Origin of the sequence: Porphyromonas sp. oral taxon 279 str. F0450, from assembly GCF_000292995.1 — a bacterium.
Lineage (GTDB): Bacteria > Bacteroidota > Bacteroidia > Bacteroidales > Porphyromonadaceae > Porphyromonas > Porphyromonas pasteri.
This window is the reverse complement of the sequence record NZ_ALKJ01000013.1, coordinates 23,305-43,714: the sequence shown is the minus strand read 5'-3', so window position 1 is coordinate 43,714 and position 20,410 is coordinate 23,305. Positions and strand designations below refer to the sequence as shown.

Annotated in this window: 11 protein-coding genes; 6 read left to right on the top strand and 5 right to left on the bottom strand. The window is 55.9% G+C overall.

The features are described from left to right. The first annotated feature begins 23 nt into the window (after nt 1-23). Together HMPREF1323_RS01765 and HMPREF1323_RS01760 are read left to right on the top strand one after the other, a co-directional pair. Complete coding sequence (locus HMPREF1323_RS01765; protein ID WP_009432470.1) at nt 24-644, top strand: LemA family protein; 621 nt, start codon at nt 24-26, stop codon at nt 642-644. Between the two features lie 17 nt (nt 645-661). Next, the gene (locus HMPREF1323_RS01760) at nt 662-1,960 is read left to right on the top strand and encodes a TPM domain-containing protein (protein ID WP_083845321.1); all 1,299 of its coding nucleotides are present in this window, start codon (nt 662-664) and stop codon (nt 1,958-1,960) included. Between the two features lie 90 nt (nt 1,961-2,050). Here HMPREF1323_RS01760 and HMPREF1323_RS01755 read toward each other — a convergent pair whose 3' ends face one another. The 5 genes from HMPREF1323_RS01755 to uvrA all read right to left on the bottom strand — a co-directional run bounded on the left by HMPREF1323_RS01755 (nt 2,051) and on the right by uvrA (nt 13,190). After that, complete coding sequence (locus tag HMPREF1323_RS01755; protein ID WP_009432486.1) at nt 2,051-3,667, bottom strand: RagB/SusD family nutrient uptake outer membrane protein; 1,617 nt, start codon at nt 3,665-3,667, stop codon at nt 2,051-2,053. A gap of 15 nt (nt 3,668-3,682) precedes the next feature. Continuing rightward, entirely contained in the window at nt 3,683-6,907 is a 3,225-nt protein-coding gene (locus HMPREF1323_RS01750) for a SusC/RagA family TonB-linked outer membrane protein (RefSeq protein WP_009432481.1), read from the bottom strand. A gap of 472 nt (nt 6,908-7,379) precedes the next feature. Continuing rightward, on the bottom strand, nt 7,380-8,750 hold the full coding sequence (gene tig, locus HMPREF1323_RS01745) for a trigger factor (RefSeq protein ID WP_009432461.1): 1,371 nt from the start codon (nt 8,748-8,750) through the stop codon (nt 7,380-7,382). Nucleotides 8,751-8,883: 133 nt separating this feature from the next. After that, a complete protein-coding gene (locus HMPREF1323_RS01740; protein ID WP_044123881.1) occupies nt 8,884-10,284 on the bottom strand; it encodes a hypothetical protein in 1,401 nt (466 codons plus the stop codon). Between the two features lie 56 nt (nt 10,285-10,340). After that, nucleotides 10,341-13,190 carry an excinuclease ABC subunit UvrA gene (uvrA, locus tag HMPREF1323_RS01735; protein WP_009432439.1) on the bottom strand — a complete coding sequence of 950 codons (2,850 nt, stop codon included), beginning with the start codon at nt 13,188-13,190 and terminating at the stop codon, nt 10,341-10,343. 786 nt (nt 13,191-13,976) lie between these two features. Between uvrA and HMPREF1323_RS01730 the strand changes: the two genes are divergently transcribed. The 4 genes from HMPREF1323_RS01730 to HMPREF1323_RS01715 all read left to right on the top strand — a co-directional run bounded on the left by HMPREF1323_RS01730 (nt 13,977) and on the right by HMPREF1323_RS01715 (nt 20,392). Further along, nucleotides 13,977-14,189, top strand: coding sequence for a hypothetical protein (locus tag HMPREF1323_RS01730; RefSeq protein ID WP_009432502.1), 213 nt, complete (start codon nt 13,977-13,979; stop codon nt 14,187-14,189). A gap of 189 nt (nt 14,190-14,378) precedes the next feature. After that, the gene (locus HMPREF1323_RS01725; protein WP_009432450.1) at nt 14,379-16,697 is read left to right on the top strand and encodes an ATP-dependent helicase; all 2,319 of its coding nucleotides are present in this window, start codon (nt 14,379-14,381) and stop codon (nt 16,695-16,697) included. A 192-nt stretch (nt 16,698-16,889) separates the two neighbouring features. Further along, nucleotides 16,890-19,163, top strand: coding sequence for a TonB-dependent receptor (locus HMPREF1323_RS01720; protein ID WP_198004361.1), 2,274 nt, complete (start codon nt 16,890-16,892; stop codon nt 19,161-19,163). A gap of 356 nt (nt 19,164-19,519) precedes the next feature. After that, complete coding sequence (locus HMPREF1323_RS01715) at nt 19,520-20,392, top strand: YitT family protein (protein WP_009432503.1); 873 nt, start codon at nt 19,520-19,522, stop codon at nt 20,390-20,392. Nucleotides 20,393-20,410 lie beyond the last annotated feature (18 nt).

The window sequence follows — 20,410 nt, the reverse complement described above, 5'->3', positions numbered from 1 at the left end:
CGGCCTAAAACAGTAAGCAAACAATGAAATTCCCTAAGTGGGCTATCGCAGTAGCTGTTATCTTCGGCTTTAGTATCCTCATCATCAGTGGCTTCGCCATCTGGGGGATCTCTAAGTACAACGGCCTCGTCACTATTGACCAGAATGTCAAGAACAAGTGGAGCCAGGTAGAGAACCAGTACCAGCGTCGTAGCGACCTCATCCCCAATCTGGTGAATGTCGTCAAGGGCTATACTTCTCACGAACGTGAGACCCTCGAAGGCGTCATCAATGCCCGCAGCAAGGCTACCTCGACGACGATCAATGCCAACGACATGGACGAAGCTGCGCTGAAGCGCTTCCAGCAGAATCAGGATGCCCTCTCCTCGGCCCTCTCTCGTCTGATGGTCGTCGTAGAGAAGTACCCCGATCTGAAGGCTAACGAGCAGTTCCGTGACCTCTCCTCACAGCTCGAAGGGACGGAAAACCGTATCGCTACGGCTCGCCGCGACTTCAACGACGCAGCTCAGGAGTACAACACGCACCGCAACAAGTTCCCCACCGTCATCGTCGCAGGGCTCGCAGGCTTCCGTGAGCGCCCCTACTTCACGGCTCAGGCTGGTAGCGAAGTAGCACCCACCGTCGACTTCTCTACGGAGAAGTAATCCCCACTTAAACGACTATGCGCTACAGGATGGATAGAGCGCTCCGACATCTCCTCCTGCTCGCCCTCATTAGCCTCTTCCCACTCGGTCTCTGGGCCGAGGGGAAGGTCTATACGCCCGAGCTCGTACCGAATGTCTTCACGACCGACAGCACCCGTCTGCTCTCCGACCCCGAGGGCTACATCAGTGCTGAGGGGCGAGAGCGCATCGATGCGGCACTCTACGAGATCCGTCGCACGACGGGTGTAGAGTTCGCCACGGTCATACTTCCGAGTATCGGGGAGCGAGATATCGAGAGCTTCTCCACGGACCTCTTTAGGCTATGGGGCTTGGGCTCGAAGACCCGCAATGATGGGCTCCTGCTGCTGGTCGTCATGGACCAGCGTAAGGTCCGCTTCGAGACGGGCTATGGGATGGAGGGTATATTGACCGACGTCCGTGCCAGCCGTATCCAGCGACAGTACATCATCCCGCTGATGCGCGAAGGGGACTATGACGGAGCTATATATAATGGTGTAGTAGCCGTAGGTAAGGTGCTCCAAGGAGAGGAGTACACCTCCGACCGCAGGACGGCACGTGGCGAAGGGGAGTCCTTCACCTTCATGCTCTGGCTCCTCTACGGTGTCTTGGTATTCTCTGCTGGATATAGCGCCTTCTCCAGCCTCTATGAGGAGAAGCTCCGTAGCCGCACACCGCCCTTAGCCAGAGAGCGCCTTCCTCTGATCGAAGCCCGAGCTAAGACCCACCCCATCCTACTCTACATCATCTGCCTGCCCGTAGGGCTACTCTATCACTTCTATGCACGTCGGGTGCTGAACGAAATACGCCACCTCGCCAGCTCCTGCCCGCAGTGTAGACAGGATAAGATGGCGCCCCTTACTTCGGCTGAAGGGTGGCGCTATCTGACACCTGCTGAGCAGAAGGAGATGGAGATCGGCTCACGCCTCTACTCGGTCTATCAGTGTAGCCACTGTCACTATGCGGAGACCGCTGGACGTGATATCAGTGACGCATGGACACGCTGCGAGCACTGTGGAGCCCGTACGGTAGCCCTTGAGCGTACAGAGCTTATCGATGGAGGGCGCTATGAGCGCCGACACTACCGCTGTCGCAACTGCGGGCACGATTCGCATAGCGACCACCGCCGTCAGTCGGATAATGACGAGCTCTTGAGAGGCATGCTCCTCGGCGCTCTACTCAACTCAGGCCGCAATCGAGGCGGCTGGGGTGGCGGGGGCTTTGGCGGCGGCGGCTTCGGTGGAGGTAGCTTCGGTGGAGGCTCCTCGGGTGGTGGTGGTGCCACCGGTGGCTGGTAGCCTCAAGCTCCATACCCCTTAGATACGAATTAGCCCCTACGACTCGCAGTGAGTCGTAGGGGCTAATTCATTTAGTCAGTGCAGAGAGCCCTAAGGATTCTGCTGACAGAGAGGATTAACCTTGATCTCTGAGTAAGGGATCTTGAACTGCCAGTTCTTATCGTCGGGCGTCTTAGGCATTGTCTCGAAGGATGCATTTTGGTTCTTCGCGATAGCCTCCTGGTACTTCGTCTCACCACCACCAGGACCGGCGAAGTCCTTAATGATCTGGAAGTTCTTCGCTGCAAGGCGATTGGGCACGATACCCAGGCGCTTCATATCGAAGAAGCGTACCCCCTCGAAGAGGAGATCCAGGCGCTTGTGCAGGAAGATCTTCTCGATCAGGGCATCCCCCGTCTCCGTGGGCTGTACGAAGTCGGCATCACGCGTCTTCACTACCGTGTAGAGCATCGTCTGAGCTGCCGCACTCTTACCCTGGCGAGCCTCAGCCTCAGCCTGGATGTAGTACATCTCACCGAGGCGCATGATGAGGACGTCGCCCTTACTGGAAGCGTGGTTCTGCACACGGTACTTCATGCACTGCCCCGTGATCTCAAAGCCTGGCACTCCACTAATCAGAGGGAGGTAGCCAGCATCGACATCCTCTGGGATATTCTGATCCAGGTCATAGCAGTACCACCACTTGCGACGTACGTCATTGGGGCCCAGCTGGTCGAAGATATTTCGATTCACAGCGAAGCGGAAGTGGTCCTGCCAGCCGTTATCGAAATTCGTCGAGTACTGGGCGAGGAAAGTACCGTAGCCTTGGTTCTGCGTCTCTGCATAGCGGTAGCCCCACATCCACTCATTGGCATTGTAGTCGTTGAAGCCATCGAGGAGCTCTTCACCCTCCTGGAGCTTAGAGTTAGCGTTCGCTATGGCCTCCTTAGCATAGGTCTCAGCAGCAGCCCAGTCGGACTTGCAGAGAGCCACGCGAGCAGCTATACCACAGACCGTCGAGTAGCGCAGATGGTTGCGCGAATTCTTCTGGTCCAGCTCCTTGAGCGTCTCCATAGCCATCTTTAGGTCTGACTCGATGAGCGCATAGGCTTCAGCGACCGTACCACGGCGAGCAGGCTCATAGAGCTGAGCGTTAGTCGCTTCATCAGTACGCATGACGACCCCAGGATCGCTGGCTGCCGTCGAGGCATTGTAGCGCTTAGCATAGAGCTGGACAAGCTGATGATAAGCATAGGCGCGGAAGGCATAGGCTTCCCCTACGGAGTAGCGGATCTTCTTATCCTTACGCTCCTCTTCTGTCAGGGTTTTCTTGAAGCCTCGGATAGCGATATTCGTGTGCTGGATGAGGGTATAGTAGAAGTCCCAAGCCCGGAAGTTGATGACGTCATCCCCACGCTCATTATGCGCTCCCAGATAGGTGTACTCTCTTAGGGAAGCAGGCTGCGTATTGATGACATCGTCGCTCATCAGGTCAAGGCGTAGGTTGAGCGAAGGTGCTCCAGCCCCGAAGCCCTGACCAAAGTTATAGGCGTACATCATACTATGTAGCCCATTGACGATCCCCAAGAGCCCTTCTTGGGTCCCTTCAGCTTGCTTGTCCCCCAGTGAGGTGGTGGAGGACGTTTCGAGGAAGTCCTTCTTGCATGCTGGGAGCGTGAGCAAGGTCACACCAGCAGCTATAGCAAGGTATTTATGCAATCTCTTCATGATCGTAGGCAAAGATTAGAAGGTGACATTGAGAGTCGTAGTGAAGGTGCGGGCAGCAGCATAGCCAACAGAGTTATGGACTCCAGTGTAGCCGCTGAAGGGGTTGAGCCCTTTTCTCTTGGAGAGGATAAAGAGGTTCTCAGCAGCGAAGGTGAGGCCAACACCATCGACCCCGAGCTTCTTAGCGAAGCGCTTGGGGAGATCGTAGCTCATCGAGATACTCTTCAGTGCAAGGGCAGTCGAAGAGATGAGCCAGCGGTCAGAGGTCATCGTCGAGAAGTTCTGTGGGTCAGCATCGAGGCGAGGGACGCCAGTGACCTGCCCAGGCTTGCGCCAAGCATGATAGAGGTCAGGGTGCATAGCTGTCCCCGTAGTAAGGTCACGTGACATCATGCTCTGATAAAGACCATCGTAGGACTTACCACCGATCTGATAGGCAAAGACGAAGTTGAGGCCAATATCCTTGTAGCGGAAGTTCGTGGAGAAGCCACCATAGACATCAGGGATAGATGAGCCCGCATAGTGCTTGCGAGCCTTTTCCCCATTCTTCGTGTAGGTAGCGCGCTCACCCGTAGCTTCGAGACCAGGCTCATCGGGATACTTCTCCCGGTCGAGACGGTACATAGCCTTACCATCAGCTGGGTCTACCCCGAGGTATTCGTAGAGGTAGTAGTCATAGAGACTACGACCTTCCAAATACTTCTTCGTCCCGACGATGATACCATCCTCACGATTAAGGTCAGGGAGCTTGACGATCTTATTCTTCAGCCACGTAGCGTTAGCGCGCAGACTCCAGGAGAAGTCACCGATACGCAGGATCTTAGCGCCGAGCTCGAGCTCGAGACCATAGTTGCGGACCTTACCAATATTACGGTCGATGCTGGCGACACCCGTCGAGGCAGCGAGCTCATACTGGAAGAGCAGGTCCTTCGACTCCTTGTTGAAGACTTCGATCGTACCATCGATTCGGTCAAAGAGGCCGAATTCAAGAGCTACGTCAGAGGTAATCTGAGTTTCCCACGTCAGGTCGGTATTCCCGACATGTGCTACACGCAGACCAGGCTCATCGAGGTTATTGCTGGATCCGTAGGTAGTCTGATAGGGATAGTAGCCAGAGAGCCCATCATTCCCCGTCTGCCCATAGGAGCCACGGAGCTTGAGGCGGTTGACCCAAGAGACGTTCTTCATGAACTTCTCGGAGTTGATATTCCACCCAGCACCCACGGCCCAAAAGTTCCCCCAGCGGCTATTCTTATGGAAGCGGCTGGAGCCATCTCGGCGGTAGGCCAGCGAGAGGTTGTAGCGGTCGCTGTAGTTGTAGTTGAAGCGACCGAAGTAACTTTCCTTGCGATAGACATCGGTGCTGGAGTTGACCGAGCGTACCTTGGTATAGTTGGAGAGCTCATCGATGACGATGAACTTCAAGAATTCCTTCGAGCCCGACATACCGAAGTTCTCGAGATCATAGCTCTCATGGGCGATGAGCCCTTCGAACTCATGATCCTTACCCAGCTTCTTCGTGTAGTTAGCGAGCTGTGTGAAGGTCAGAGTCGTGCCACGACCTACATCCACATTGAGCACACCCTGAGGATTATCCCCCGTCTTGTTGTTGTAGCGGACCTTAGAGCGGCTATTCGTTTGGTCGTAGGCTACCTGAAGCGAGAGCTTAAGCCCGTCGATAGGCTTAATATCGAGATGTGCACGGCCCATCAAGGCATCACGCAGCGACTCATTGTGGTCGAGGTAGGCCAGCTCAATGGTATTGTAGTTCTTACGATAGGGACGGGTGCCGCTGTGGTCGTAGATCTTATTCCCACGGTCATCGAGGACGTATGCTCCCGTGAGCGGGTCGTGGACATGGATAGGATAGATAGGAGCGACAGTCTGGGAGAAGTGTGCACCATTGGCAGAAGCACCGCCGAGCGAGCGAGGACCTTCGGAGCGTGTGTGCGTCAGCCCAATATTCGTACCGAGCGTCAGCCAGGGGCGGATATCATACGAGAGGTTAGCACGGAGGTTGTAGCGCTTGTAGCCTGACTCGATCATGAAGCCACGCTCGTTGAGGTAGTTCAGCGAGAGGTATGACTGGAGCTTATCGGTACGGAGCCCCCCGCTGAGCGTGTACTCACCACGATGGCCCGTGCGGTAGAAGGCATTGTACCAGTCGAGGTCATCGCCATAGAGGAGGCCATTGATCTCGGGATTCAGCTCACCGGTAGGAAGGAGGATACCAGGATAAGCACCCTTAGCAGGGCCACCCTTAGAGAGGTGATAGACCCCATTGGCGTCCTTACGATAGTAGGAGTCGATACCACTATAGGGATTGTACTTCAGCGCTTGATAAGTCTGGAGGGCTGCGATCGTACCGAGCTCTTCATCAGTCTTATTCTTATTGCGTTCGTTGTAGCGGAGCGTGTTGTACCACTGCTGCCAGCGGACCTTGTAGTGATCCATGGTACCGATCTTATCGTACTCAGGAAGCCCACGGACAGAGAAGCCTTGGCTGGTAGAGAAGGTAAAGTGAGGCTGACCAGCCTGCCCAGCATTGCGCTTCGTGGTGATGAGGATAACCCCATTACCTGCACTGGAGCCGTAGAGGGCGGTGGCAGCAGCGTCCTTCAGCACAGAGATATCAGCGATATCCTGCTGAGCGATATCCGAGATACGGCCCGTATAGACGGCACCGTCGACGACGTACAGAGGGGCTGAGGAAGCATTGACCGAGCCGAAGCCACGGATACGGATATCTGCTTCGGAGCCAGGCTGACCCGATGAGGTCGTGACCTGCACCCCTGCGGCAGCACCGGCCAGAGCGTTCGAGGCATTAGAGATAGGTCGGGCTGCAAGCTGCTTGCCACTGATCGAGGCTTGTGCCCCGACGAGGCTCTGCTTCTTCTGCGTACCGTAGGCTACGATGACGACCTTGTCGATGGACTGCTCATCGTTGTCCAGGAGGATGCGAAGTTCTTTGCCCGTGATGGCGACGACCTTACTGACATAGCCGACGCTCGACACACGTAGCGTGCGAGCTCCCTCGGGGAGGTGAAGGGTGAAGCGTCCCTTCGGGTCGGTCAGCGTACCGATATTAGGATAGTCTACAGACTGGACTGAGGCCGGGACGATGGGCTCTTTGTCCTCCACAGCGAGGACGATCCCCTTGACGGTGATCTGCTTCTTTTGAGCCCATGCTACTCCTATCGAAAGAGTTAGGAATAGGAGTAAGAGTAAACTCTTCTTCATTTGCGTCTTTGGGTAACTAAGGTGAAACGGATGGGATCTGACGACGGGTAGAGTGGACCTCATCCGCCCCCTGCTGGAGGGTGATGAGATACACATCAAGGTGTGTACTAAAGGCTCTCCCCTACTCGTGTAGGTTGGTGTTCGCACCGGGAAGGGAGGGTCTGAGGGAGGATGGTACGGCTGTGCGGGTCTACTCGGAGTGCCTACTCTTACTATAATGAAAAGGTACTCAGGGCATGTGTTTAAGACTATCGCTCAGCCATAGGGAGGAGGTACGTCGGTGAGGGAAATGCGTTGGTCGGAGAGGATCGCGTGGGTGTGTCGGTGTGTCTCTCCTTGTCTATCTTTGCGGTAAAGGTAGGAAACTTCTTATTAAATACCAATCTCTCGATACCAGATAATACAAAAAGCCCCGCCGCAGGGATCTGCGACGGGGCTTCTGTCTATATATCTGCTGGGAGGACAGCGAGGCTTAAGCCTTCTTGTCTTCACTCATCAGCTTGTTGAAGTCTTCGGGAGATACTTCCTTCTCAGTGACGGTGATCGCTTCCTTAGCGATAGCAGCGAGCTTGGAGTCAGCGACGCGGTCGATGAGGTTCTCCTTCGTGCGCTCGTCCTTGAGCATGCTCTGAGCGTAGTTCTCGAGCAGTTCGTCGGGCACAGAAGTCATGCCGTACATAGCGAACTGGTTCTTAGCTACGATAAGGGCGAACTTATTGAGGTCCTCATCAGAGATCTGCACACCAGCAGCTTCAAGGAGCTGACCCTTGATGCGGTCGAAGGTGATGTCATCGAGGATCTGTGGCATGTCACGATCGAGATCTTCGACCTTAGCCTCAGCGTTGCGAGCGAGGAAGATGCGCTTGAGCAGAGCTTCGTCGTAAGCTACCTTGCCAGCCTTCTTCAGAAGGAGAGCACGCAGGTCACGCGTAAACTTGAAGTCGCTCTCGGTAGCGAACTGCTCAGCGAAGCTCTCCTGGATGTTCTTACGCAGAGCTTCTTCGCTGCGGATGTCGCTACCTTCGCCGAAGGCTTCGGTGAAGAAGGCATCGTTGAGCTCAGCAGCTTCGCGGCGTGAGATCTTCGTGATCTGGTAGGAGAAGGCTACACCATCGAGGGCGGGGACAGCTTCCTTCTCGATCTGGAGGAGTGAAGCGATCTCAGCAGCCTGACCGTCATAGAGAGCGAAGGGCTCGAAGGTAATCGTATCACCGAGCTTAGCACCGATGAGCTTAGCCTTCTCAGCTTCACTCTTAGTGAAGCGGGGGAGGATCAGCGCCTGAGCAGCTTCGATACCGCCTTCCTTAGTCTGACCATCAGCGAGCTCGATGGCACGGCCGTAGACGACGTCGTTGTCCTCTACAGTGTCAGCTTCGATCTGCTTACCAGCGTTCTCAAGCATACGCTTGATCTGCTCGTCTTCCATTTCCTTGGTAGCGACGATGCGGTAGTAGGTGAGCTTGTCCTTCTTCTCGAGCTTAGCTTCGATCTTAGGAGCGAGGGCTACGTCGTAGGAGAATTCGAAGTTCTCTTCCGTAGCGAAGTCGTACTCCTTAGCGTCCTCTACGGGCAGGGGATTGCCGAGGATCTGGAGCTTCTCTTCGTCGATATAGCCGAAGAGGGCGCTGACGACAGCACGGTTGATCTCCTCGACCTTGACCGAGGTGCCTACCTGCTTCTTGATGAGGCCGAGGGGCGCGTGGCCCTTACGGAAGCCAGGGATAGAAGCATTCTTCTGATAGTTCTTCAGTGCCTTATCTACTTGGGGTTGGTAGTCTGCTGCACTCACCTGGACGGTGATGACAGCTGCTACATCGGAGGTCTGCTTAATCGATACAGCCATTCGTCTTTTATTATTTTAATGTATACTATGCGGATCGTAATATCTGTCGGGTCGGGCAAGGAGGTGAGATCTCCGTCCACAACACCCTAACAAATTGAGTGCAAAGGTAATCTAAATAGACTACTTAGACAAGCTACCGCAAGCCAGCACCACGGGCGATCCGCTCACGAAGGATCTCGGTAGACTTCGGGTCGTCGAGGATCTCGCCGAGCAGGGAGAGGAACTTCGTCACACGCGTCTCAGGGGTCAGCATCTCCTCTACCGGCAGAGGAGCCGACGAAGGAGCATCTCCCGAGGGTAGGACGAGCGCCGTCAAGAGCACCTGCGTCACGAAGAATGTGAAGGGCTGCATCTCGGGGGGGAGGAAGTCCTGACGCTCACGAAGGGGGAACATCGGGCGGTACGTGTGGATGAACTTGTAGAAGGGCCCGATGATGAAGGGATTGATGTGCTGCAGGATCGAGGAGAGCTGCACAGGTGTGAAGTGCTGAAGCGTCTCGACATGCATGTAGAGATGCTTGATCTCAAGGCGCTTGATGGCGAGCGAGACGGGGTTCTTCCACTCCTTCAAGCAGTCGGCATCATTGACGTAGACAAAGGTTGCCTTCGCCCCCTGCTGTATGGGTTGCTTGAGGAAGGTCTGCTGTGAGACCACCTGCACAGGCAGATGGATGTACTCGCTGTACTGCAGGAGGATGGATTGCCAGAGTAGGACATCGGTCTCATTCCCTACGATGATATAGCCTTTGTTACGCTCAACCTCACCCTGATAGACCTCCTCGACGAGGCGGGCCAAGAGGTGCATGTAGAAGGGATGCTTGAGGCCGACGATGAAGCCAAAGCCATTCAAGCAAAGGTCATAGAGTAGGTGCTCGACCTCGGAGTAAGCAGGGTTGATCTGCTTCTTATCCCAGGGGATGGCCTTCTCGGGATAGGCAGAGCTGAGCTCGGTCTTCCACTGATGGAGCTGGGCACACTCCTCGGCGAACTCCTGCACATCCTCGTAGCAGCGGAAAGAGGATGAGATCGCCAGTGCCTCCTCACAGATCTGCTCAAGGAGGTGATAGTTGCTCTCGGGGAGGATCCCTTCGGGAGAGAAGTACTTCTCCTTCAGACGCTCGTACTCGGCACGGTACGCATCGCCTACACGGAGGCGGATGCTACGCCCGCCCTTGTAGCTGACATAGATAGAGGAGTATTCGGCAGCATAGCTCAGGCCAGCCCAGGGGTAGCCTGGGACGTGCTCCTCGAGGAAGAGCGATACCGCCTCGAGGTGCTTACACGTACCGAGACCATTGGTACGGAAGTCCAGACAGGAGCAGAAGTTGCGATCGCTCTGTACGCCACGGAAGGCGACACGGTAGCGGCCGGTGCTGCTACAGACGAGGTAGTCACCCCAGATGCGGTTCTTGTCGAGGTGCTCCACGGTGAAGTCACTCTCGCGTGCGTTCTCACGGCGGAGGGCTACCTGCCACTCCTCGATCGTCATGTTGTCGGGACAGATCTTGTTGGATAAACGGTTTCCAAGTTTCATGGGTGTGGTGGTTATAGTGTTAGGGGTAAGGGTTTATTCAATACAACATACTATTACTATTTGTGTGAAGCCTTCTTACGGCCAGCAAGCTTGAGTTCGTCGGCGAGGAAAGGTGCCGTAGGGCTGTCCTTGACCTTTGCCAAAGCCTCGGGAGTACCAGCGAAGAGCAGCTGCCCACCGTCCTTTCCACCCTCGGGACCGATCTCGATGATATAGTCAGCACTCTTGAGGACATCGAGGTTATGCTCGATGATGATGACGGTATTCCCGCGATCGACGAGGCGATTGAGGATGCCGAGGAGGACACGGATATCCTCGAAGTGCAGACCCGTAGTCGGCTCGTCGAGGATATAGACGGTCTTACCCGTGTCGCGCTTAGCGAGCTCGGAGGCCAGCTTGATACGCTGACTCTCTCCGCCAGAGAGGGTCGTCGAGGACTGCCCGAGCTTGATATAGCCGAGGCCTACATCCTGCAGGACCTGAAGCTTCTTGAGGATATGGGGGACGTGGGCGAAGAACTCCACCGCCGCATTGATCGTCATGTCGAGGACGTCGGCGATGGACTTACCCTTGAAGCGCACCTCGAGGGTCTCTCTATTGTAGCGACGTCCGTGACAAGCCTCGCAGGGAGCGAAGACGTCGGGGAGGAAGTTCATCTCGATGGTCTTGTAGCCATTCCCTGAGCAGGTCTCACAGCGCCCGCCCGAGACGTTGAAGGAGAAGCGTCCAGGCTTGTAGCCGCGCATCTTACTCTCGGGAAGCCCCACGAAGAGGTTACGGATATCGGTGAAGACGCCCGTATAAGTCGCGGGATTGCTACGGGGCGTACGGCCGATAGGCGACTGGTCTACGGCGACGACCTTGTCGACGTACTCCAGCCCCTCGATGCTATCGTAGGGCAGTGGATCCTTCAGCGATGAATAGAGGTGCTGACTGAGGATAGGCAGCAGGGTCTCATTGATGAGCGTGCTCTTACCACTCCCCGATACCCCAGCGACACATATCATGGTACCCAGTGGGAGGCTGACATCGATACTACGGAGGTTATTGCCACGCGCACCTGTCAGGCGGAGCTGACGCTCGGTCATCGGACGACGCTCAGGGGCGATCTCGATGGTCTCGACACCGCTGATATAGCGTGCCGTCAGCGTACCTGCACGCATCATCGCCTCAGGCGAGCCTGAGAAGACGACCTCACCACCGAGGCGGCCAGCCTTCGGCCCCATATCGATGATATGGTCTGCCTCGAGCATCATATCCTTGTCATGCTCAACGACGATGACGGTATTCCCCAGATCACGGAGCTTCTGCAGCGAATGGATGAGGCGCACATTGTCTCGCTGGTGGAGGCCTATGCTCGGCTCATCGAGGATATAGAGCACCTCGACAAGCTGAGTACCTATCTGCGTCGCCAGACGGATACGCTGGCTCTCGCCCCCTGAGAGGGAGGCGGTCATGCGGTTCATAGAGAGGTAGCCGAGGCCCACATCCAGGAGGAAGGACAGACGGGTACGGATCTCCTTGAGTACCTCGGTAGCGATGGTGCGCTGCTGATCCGTCAGCTTATCCTCCAGCCCCTCAAGCCAAGAGGCCAGGTACGTCAGCTCCATCGAAGCGACCTCACCGATATTCTTCCCGCCGATGAAGTAGTGCAGGGCTTCCTTGTTCAGGCGTCCGCCATGGCACTCGGGGCAGACCTCTGTGCGGGTGAACTGTGCCATCCACTTCTCCGCATCTCGGGGGCTCTCCTCCTCTTCGCTCTGTGCCATAAGGTAGGCACCGAGGCCATCATAGGAGAGGGGTACGCCACGCAGCTCTGTGAAGCGGTCGTCCAGCAGGACTAAGTCCTCTTCACTACCCTCGACGATCTCTGTGAGTAGATCATCGGGCAGCTGGGAGATAGGATCCTTGATCGAGACCTCATACTTAGCGCAGAGGGCTTCGATCTGGGCGAAGACCAGCGTACGGCGGTACTTCCCTAAGGGGAGAATGCCCCCAGCATAGATGCTCTTCGTGCGGTCGGGCACGATGCTATCGAGGTCGATGACACGCACTTCGCCGAGGCCCTTACAGCGCGGACAGCTGCCGTTGGGCGAATTGAAGGAGAAGTTGTGGGGTGCGGGTTCGTTGTATGACAGCCCCGTCTCGGGGTCCATCAGATGGCGGCTGAAGTAAGCGACCTCGCCTGTGGCGATCTCCTGGAGCATCATCACCCCGTCGCCCTCCTTGAGGGTCAGGCGGAGGCTGGCAAGTAGGCGGTCGCGGTTCTTCTCCGCTATAGTGAGCTTGTCGGTCTGTACCTCGACGCTATGGAGCTTGTAGCGGTCGAGCTTCATGCCGTAGGTGATCTCTCGTAGCTCCCCGTCGACGCGGACGGTGAGGAAGCTCTTCTTACGAAGCTGCTCGAAGAGCTCTTTGTAATGCCCCTTACGCTGCTTGACGACGGGGGCCAAGAGGAGGACCTTCTTTCCCTCATAGCGCTCCAGGAGGAGCTCCAGGATCTGCTCCTCGGTATAGCGCACCATAGGCTTGCCCGAGAGGTACGATATAGCGGTACCTGCGCGTGCATAGAGGAGGCGAAAGAAGTCGTAGATCTCCGTGACGGTCCCGACGGTAGAGCGGGGATTGCGGTTCGTGGTCTTCTGCTCGATAGATATGACGGGGCCGAGGCCTGTGATCTCATCGACATCAGGGCGCTCGAGACCTCCACCAAGGAAGCCTCGGGCATAGGAGCTGAACGTCTCGATATAGCGGCGCTGACCCTCAGCGTAGATGGTATCGAATGCCAAGGAGGACTTCCCGCTACCACTCAGGCCGGTGAAGACTGTCAGCGAGTAGCGAGGGATGTGAGCATCCACGTCCTTAAGGTTGTGCACGCGGGCACCACGAATATCTAAGTCTTGCATCTAATAAATGAAAGGAAGACCCGAGCAGAGCCTACCATGAAAGAATGTATAGTACACAAAGTTACGAATAAATCGGCTCTCTGTCTCGCCTTTGACAGCCCCCTCATCCCCACTAAGCTAAGAGACTTCTCCATGAGCCTATCGTACCACCTCGCATAAGGGAGTGTTACCGACCTATATTGGTCGGCGGGCGAACCTATATAGGTCATCACACGGACCAGTATTGGTCATCGCACGGAGCAGTATAGGTCACGACGTCGATCTATATAGGTCTGAGCATTGACTCATATTAGGTTGTTGCTCTGCGTAGGGATAAAAGTTGCGGACGAGTGGTAGATAAGTTTGGGCTACGTACATGGATCTAATATCTACGTACATGGATATTTGGATTGACGTGCCTGGTCTTTAAGACTACGTACGTAGATAGAGAAAACCCACTACAGGCAAACGCTTTTCTCTTCACGAGAAGGACACTTTTTCCCTCCGCTGAATAAGAGGAATACTCGCGATAAGGCGAAGGGCTTGGGTATCTCTTCGGAGAGGTATATCGGGGAGCTGGGCGTGCGATGCCTTAGCACTCTAAATAGAGGACAGGACTCGCTGCAACAGGCTCATATAGGTCAGCAGACCTTGCCGAAGAGGCTCTGCCGACAAGGCGCTCGATAGGATAAGCATCTATATAATAATAATGTACTATTTTCGCAGGGTGAGCCTTGGCACCAACCTACGCACTTGCCCTCAGGCTCCCCTCATACAGCTCAACTGAATCCACAATTTATAATGCCTATGGAGCGAATCCTACTCACTATCCTTTACGCCTTCCTCGCTTGGCTACTCTATTATGCAGAGTCCGCTGGTGACAACTGGAAGGATCGTCTTCCCAGTCTCTTTCTCTTCATACTCCTCGTCGGAGCTATCCCCGAAGGGGTACGCCTCACGCGTCGCCTCCTCCATCGCTTGCGTAGAGACTGGCACAGCCATCGTAGTATACAGCACTAAGCTGTAGCTCAGAGACAGCGATGCCCTAAGAGCAGTGAGCCCCGCAATGCAACCGCATTGTGGGGCTCATACCTATATATTATGGAGAGATTCGCTGTACCTTTGCGGGGCAAAAGAAGCCCTTAGCTCCCCAAGCAAGAGCTCGGCATATAAGCCCTCCCCTACATTATTATATATACCCCTCTCGTCATGAGTGCAAGTGATACCCTCGACCTACCCTACCTCAGTGAGCTCAACGAAGCCCAACGTGCTGCCGTCGTCTACAACGATGGCCCTGCACTGGTCATCGCTGGCGCAGGCAGCGGCAAGACCCGCGTCCTCGTCTACAAGCTCCTCTATCTCTTAGACTCGGGCTATCACCCCGCAGGTCTCATGGCGCTGACCTTCACCAACAAGGCCGCCCGTGAGATGCAGGCACGTATCTCCCGCCACGTCGGCTCGGTAGCTCGGCAGATCCATATGGGCACCTTCCACTCGATCTTCGGGAAGATCCTCCGCCAGCATGCTCCCCTACTCGGCTACACCTCGGACTACTCGATCTACAACACCTCCGACAGCCGTAGCCGTATCAAGGCCATCATCAAGCAGCTCGGTCTCGACGACAAGGTCTACAAGCCCAATGTCGTGCACAACCGCATCTCCTCGGCGAAGAACCGCCTCATCACCGCCAGTGCCTACGCCTCCTACACTGACTTCCTCAAGTACGATGCGAAGAGTGGCCTGCCGAAGCTCTACGAGATCTACCAGCACTATGAGGCTGAGCTCAAGCGCTCCAATGCGATGGACTTCGATGACCTCCTGCTGCAGATCAATATCCTCTTCCGCCAGCATCCCGATGTACTGAAGCTCTGGCAGGACCGCATCGACTACCTCCTCATCGACGAGTATCAGGATACCAACTTCGCCCAGTATATGATCGCACGCCAGCTGATGCAGGACAAGGGTGCTATCTTCGTCGTCGGCGATGATGCCCAGAGTATCTACTCCTTCCGCGGGGCGAACTTGGACAATATCCTTAGCTTCGAGAAGACGTTCCCCAACGCCCGCACCTTCAAGCTCGAGCGCAACTACCGCTCCACGCAGACCATCGTCAAGGCTGCGGGGCAGATCATCGCAAATAATGAGTACCAGATCCCCAAGGATGTCTTCTCGGAGGAGTCTGTCGGTGAGCCTATCACCGTACATGAGGCGCTCACGGGTGACCTCGAAGCTCTCTGGGTCTCCGACGAGGTGCAGCGTCTTCATCGTGATGGCAATCCCTACAGCTCGGTGGCTATCCTCTACCGCACCAATGCGCAGAGCCGTACCCTCGAGCAGGTCTTCCGCCGTGTAGGACTCCCCTTCCGCATCTATGGCGGGCGCTCGTTCTTCGACCACAAGGAGATCATGGACGTCGTCGCCTACTTCCGCGTCTTGGTCAACGAGCTGGATGAGGAGGCTCTCCTGCGTATCATCAACTACCCCAAGCGAAGCATCGGCGACACGACTGTACAGCGTGTACGTCAGGCCGCCTCACAGCAAGGCCTGCCGATGATGCAGATCCTCCGTGATCCCCTCGCCTATGGTGTCGAGGTCAATAAGCCCACCGCTGCCCGACTACAAGCCTTCGCTGCCCTCCTCGATGACCTACGCACCTACAACCAGCAGGAGGATGACCTCTATGCGATCGCTGAGCGCGTGATCAATGAGACGGGCATCCTCGCCGACCTCAAGAGCGACACCACCAGCGAAGGCAAGGCTCGCGTGGAGAACATCCAGGAGCTGCTCGGTGGTATCGACGAATACATCCACGCCGCTCTCGAGGCCGATCAGACGCCCTCACTCGGTGTCTACCTCAGCGAGATCGCGCTGATGACCGACCAAGACAAGACGGGCAACGATGAGGACTGCATCACACTGATGACCGTCCACTCGGCGAAGGGGCTGGAGTTCCCTCACGTATTTATTGTAGGGCTGGAGGAAGATCTCTTCCCCTCGATGATGAGCAATACGGGCAAGGAGCTGGAGGAAGAGCGTCGACTGTTCTACGTCGCCCTGACGCGTGCTGAGAAGACTTGTCATATCGGCTATGCGAGAGAGCGTTTCCGCAATGGGCGCACGGAGTTCAGCCGTCCCAGCCGCTTCGTCCGTGAGCTCCCCAAGGAATTAGTGACCTTCGACTCAGGGCTAAGCAGTCACGCCTCGCCCTGGGACCGCCCCAAGGCAGTACGTCCCGCAGGTGGTGACCTCCCGACGGACTTCTCCGACCACCCTGTCTTCCGTTCGGCGCCTCCCGCTCCTTCGCGCCGTGTCCTCATCGAGCGCAGAGAGGCGAGCGACACACCTGAGGAGAAGCACAAGCGTATCGGTGCGCTCGCTGTCGGCGGACGCGTCGTGCACAAGCGCTTCGGTGCGGGTGTCATCGACGAGCTCGAAGGTCGTGGCGACAATGCCAAGGCTACCGTCACCTTCGACACCGGCGAAACGAAGAAGCTCCTGCTGCGCTTCGCCCAGCTCGAGGTACTTTAGGGAGAGGCTATACCTATTATTATATAGATGCGTAGGACTGTCAGTTGACAGCCCTGCGCATTTATTTTCCTCTCACGAGAAAGCTATACCTTTGCGACAGCCTCGCGGGAGGGAGCTCCCAGCACGTGAATGCGTGCACTCCTATCCCCAGCAGACGCCAAGCCTATTTATACAAACCAAAACCTGTACATCATGAAGCGATTTATCTGCCTCATAGCGCTGGCGTTACCTATGACGCTGGCAGGCCAGACTACAGACTCAGCCGACTCGGCTCAGGTCATCGGCGAAGTCGTAGTACGTGGTGCCCGTGTGATGGCACCGAGTACAGTCGTCAAGATCCCCGCTCCACGCCGTGAGATCCCCCTGACGACGAATATCCTTCCTCTTGAGAAGCTCCGCCTCTTAGGCTACACCGATCCCGCACAAGCTATGCAGACGGTCCCAGGTGTAGGGGCATTCAAGGACTATGGTGGCTTCCATATGTTCTTCCTCCGAGGCTTCTACGAGTCCGTCGTCCTCAACGATGGGATGCGCGACGAGCGTCATGCGCTCTGGCAATCAGCACCACTCACGGGGATGGCAGCGGTAGACCACATCGAAGTACTCAAGGGTGCTGCCTCGATGAGCGTAGGTCACTCCGCCCTCGGTGGTGTCATCAACATCATCAATAAGCAACCTAAGGCCCGTCCAGCCTTCGACGCGAGCTACACCATCGGCTCGTACGGCACGCATCGTATCACTGCTGGCGGGACAAGTGCGATCTCAAGCAAGGCGAATGCACGCGCCGACGTGGAGTATTCGACCAGTGATGGCTGGCGTGGTAACTACACGAAGATCGCCAATGCACATGCCGCTATCGACATTAAGCTTTCGCCCAAGCACAAGCTTGGCTTCGCTGCGATCATCAGCCATGACCAGTTCCGTGGCGATTATGGTCAGCCTCACCTCAAGTGGGACGTCTATGATAGCACAACCGATGAGCTGGCTTACAAGCGAGGTACCTTCCCCAGCAGCGAACCTGCCTCGAGAGCTTACACCGACCCCAATGAGTTCCTGACGAATAAGACGGTCAAGTTCCACGCCAAGTACAACTACGCGATCGATGAGCGCTGGAGACTCTCTGAGCACGCTTTCTTCGCTTACGATAGCCTCAACTACTACTCTACCGACGGGCTGAACTATCTCACGGGAGCAAAAGCCACCGGTGCCAAGCACTATTACCTCAACGGCACGACGAAGGTACCTGTACTCATCGACCGCGTAGAGCGTGATGGCTTCGGCTTTGCCTACGGTACGATGACGGCACAGAATCAGATCGAGCTGACGGGACGTCTACGTTGGGGGAATACCAGCCACGCGATCCTCGCCGCTCACAACTTCTCCTACATGGATCTTCGTCGCTCTGACCGCGCACTCTATACCGGTGCTGGCGTCGGATCTATCGTGACGCTGAAGGATCCTATCCTCGATCAGGGCCCGATCTATATGAAGTACCGCCGTATGCAGGTCTTCAAGGACCTGGTCAATGGGGTATCTCTGCAGGACTTCATGACGTGGCAGAATCTGCGACTCCTTGCGGGGGTACGTATGGACTTCTTCCGTCGTGACTTCGGCATCTACAATACGGATGACCGCAAGCTCCTCGATCGCACCACCGACCAGATACTTACGAATGCCGCACTGACCTATCGCCTCGGCGCTGTGTACAACATCACGCCCAGCTTCAACGTCTACGGCTCCGTGTCCTCCTTCTTCAAGCCCCAGCGCATCACCCTCTCACCCGAGGTAGTCTATATGGCTGCTGACGGACATGAGATGAGTGCCGAAGAGCTCAAGAGCTTCAAGCCGCTGACGGGTCGCCAGTGGGAAGCCGGCCTACATCTGGATCTCGGCGACCAACTCTCACTTCACGCCGCCGCCTACCATATCACGCTGAACAATATGGTCCGCACCAACCTCGGTGTAGCTGCCGACGGCCGCAAGATCGGTGGTCCTATCGGTAAGTCCATCAGTAAGGGTGTCGAGCTGGAGATGAATTACGCGCCCTCTTCTGCCTTTGACTTCAACCTCGGCTATTCGCTCACCGACGCGCGTATCGCCGAATACACGTCGAGCAACTTCACGCAAAACGTCACCGCTGGCAATCGCCTCAAGCGCGTCCCTCGTGATAAGGTCTCCGCTTGGGCCTTCTACAATGCTGCTTTCAGTAGCGAGACCGTCCTGAGACTGGGCTTCGGTGCGATCCACACGGGCAGCTTCTACTCCGACGAGACCAATATCTATAAGATCGATCCCAGTACGATCTTCAACACCGTCGTAAGCTTCTCGCCTATGAAGGCGCTGAGCCTGCAGCTGAATGTCAACAATCTCTTCGACACCGTCTACTACAGTACGACGATCAACAGTACGCAGTTCATCCCCGCCGAAGGGCGCAACGTCCAGTTCACCGCTTCGCTCTCCATCTAATTCAGCTCATAGCGCGGCTGAAACAGCGCTTTTCCTTCCCCTTCCTTCGCTCTCGGGCGAAGGGAGGGGAAGGCGTTTTTTGTCGGGTCAGAAGACAATTCGGGAGGACTCTACAAAGCCTGTCTACACAAAGCTTTCGGAGGGGCTGGAAAAAGTAATATAACTTTCGCTGAAAAGTAATATAACATTCAGTGAAAAGTAATATAACTTTTGAGTGAAAGTAATATAACTTCTGAGGCGAAGTCATATCACTTCCAGTAGCTTCGTCAGGTAGCTTCGGCGGGATCTCCCTTCGGGAGGCTGCAGAATCAACCAGAGGAATTATCTTTGTGAGAGAAACATCTACCTCATACACTATGCCTACCGCTCCGACAACGAAGAAGCAGCTCCTGCTCGATGCCTTTCTCATCGTCTTCGGCTCTTTCATTTTGGCCATTGGCTACAGTCTTTTCCTCGCCCCAGCACATATTAGCCCGGGCGGTGTCTATGGTTTAGCGCTCGTCATCCGCGAGGTCGCTCGCAGCCTCTTTGAGCTGGAATTGGGACTTGGTACCATTGCACTCGTCTTCAACATCCCGCTCTTCCTCCTGGCAATGAAGGGACTTGGGAAGATCACCGCAGTCAAGACCGTCGTGACCTTCGTCCTCGTCGCTCTCTTTTCTGACCTCATCGAGACGTGGTCAGGCGGTCGTCCGCTCGTCGAAGAGTCTATTCTCTGTAGCTTCTACGGCGGGGCCCTGCTCGGAGTAAGTGTATGGATGATCTTCACGGCACAAAGTACCTGCGCTGGTACCGATACCTTGGCACGCGTACTATCTCGTGCGTTCAACACGAAGGTCAGTACCCTGATCATGCTCATCGACTCGCTGATCGTCCTCTTGGGGCTGTGGGTCTTCCAAGACTGGCGTGTCCCCCTCTATTCGTGGATCGCTATCTTCGTCTACAGCAAGGTCGTCGACGCACTCCAGCCTCAGAATCCCCACAAGTCGGTCTTCATCATCTCGGACAAACCGCAGGAGCTTCGCGAGGTACTCATCGGACAAATCGGCGTGCGTGGCACCTTCCTCCACGGCCAAGGGATGTACTCGGGCACGCCCCGTGAGGTGCTCTTCATCATCATCGAGCGTAAGCACTTCGCTATGCTCAAGAAGCTCGTCAAGGATCTTGACCCCAAGGCCTTCATCACCACAGCTGATGCGTCCAACGACAGCATGCCACTCCTCCCCTAATCTCACACATCACACACT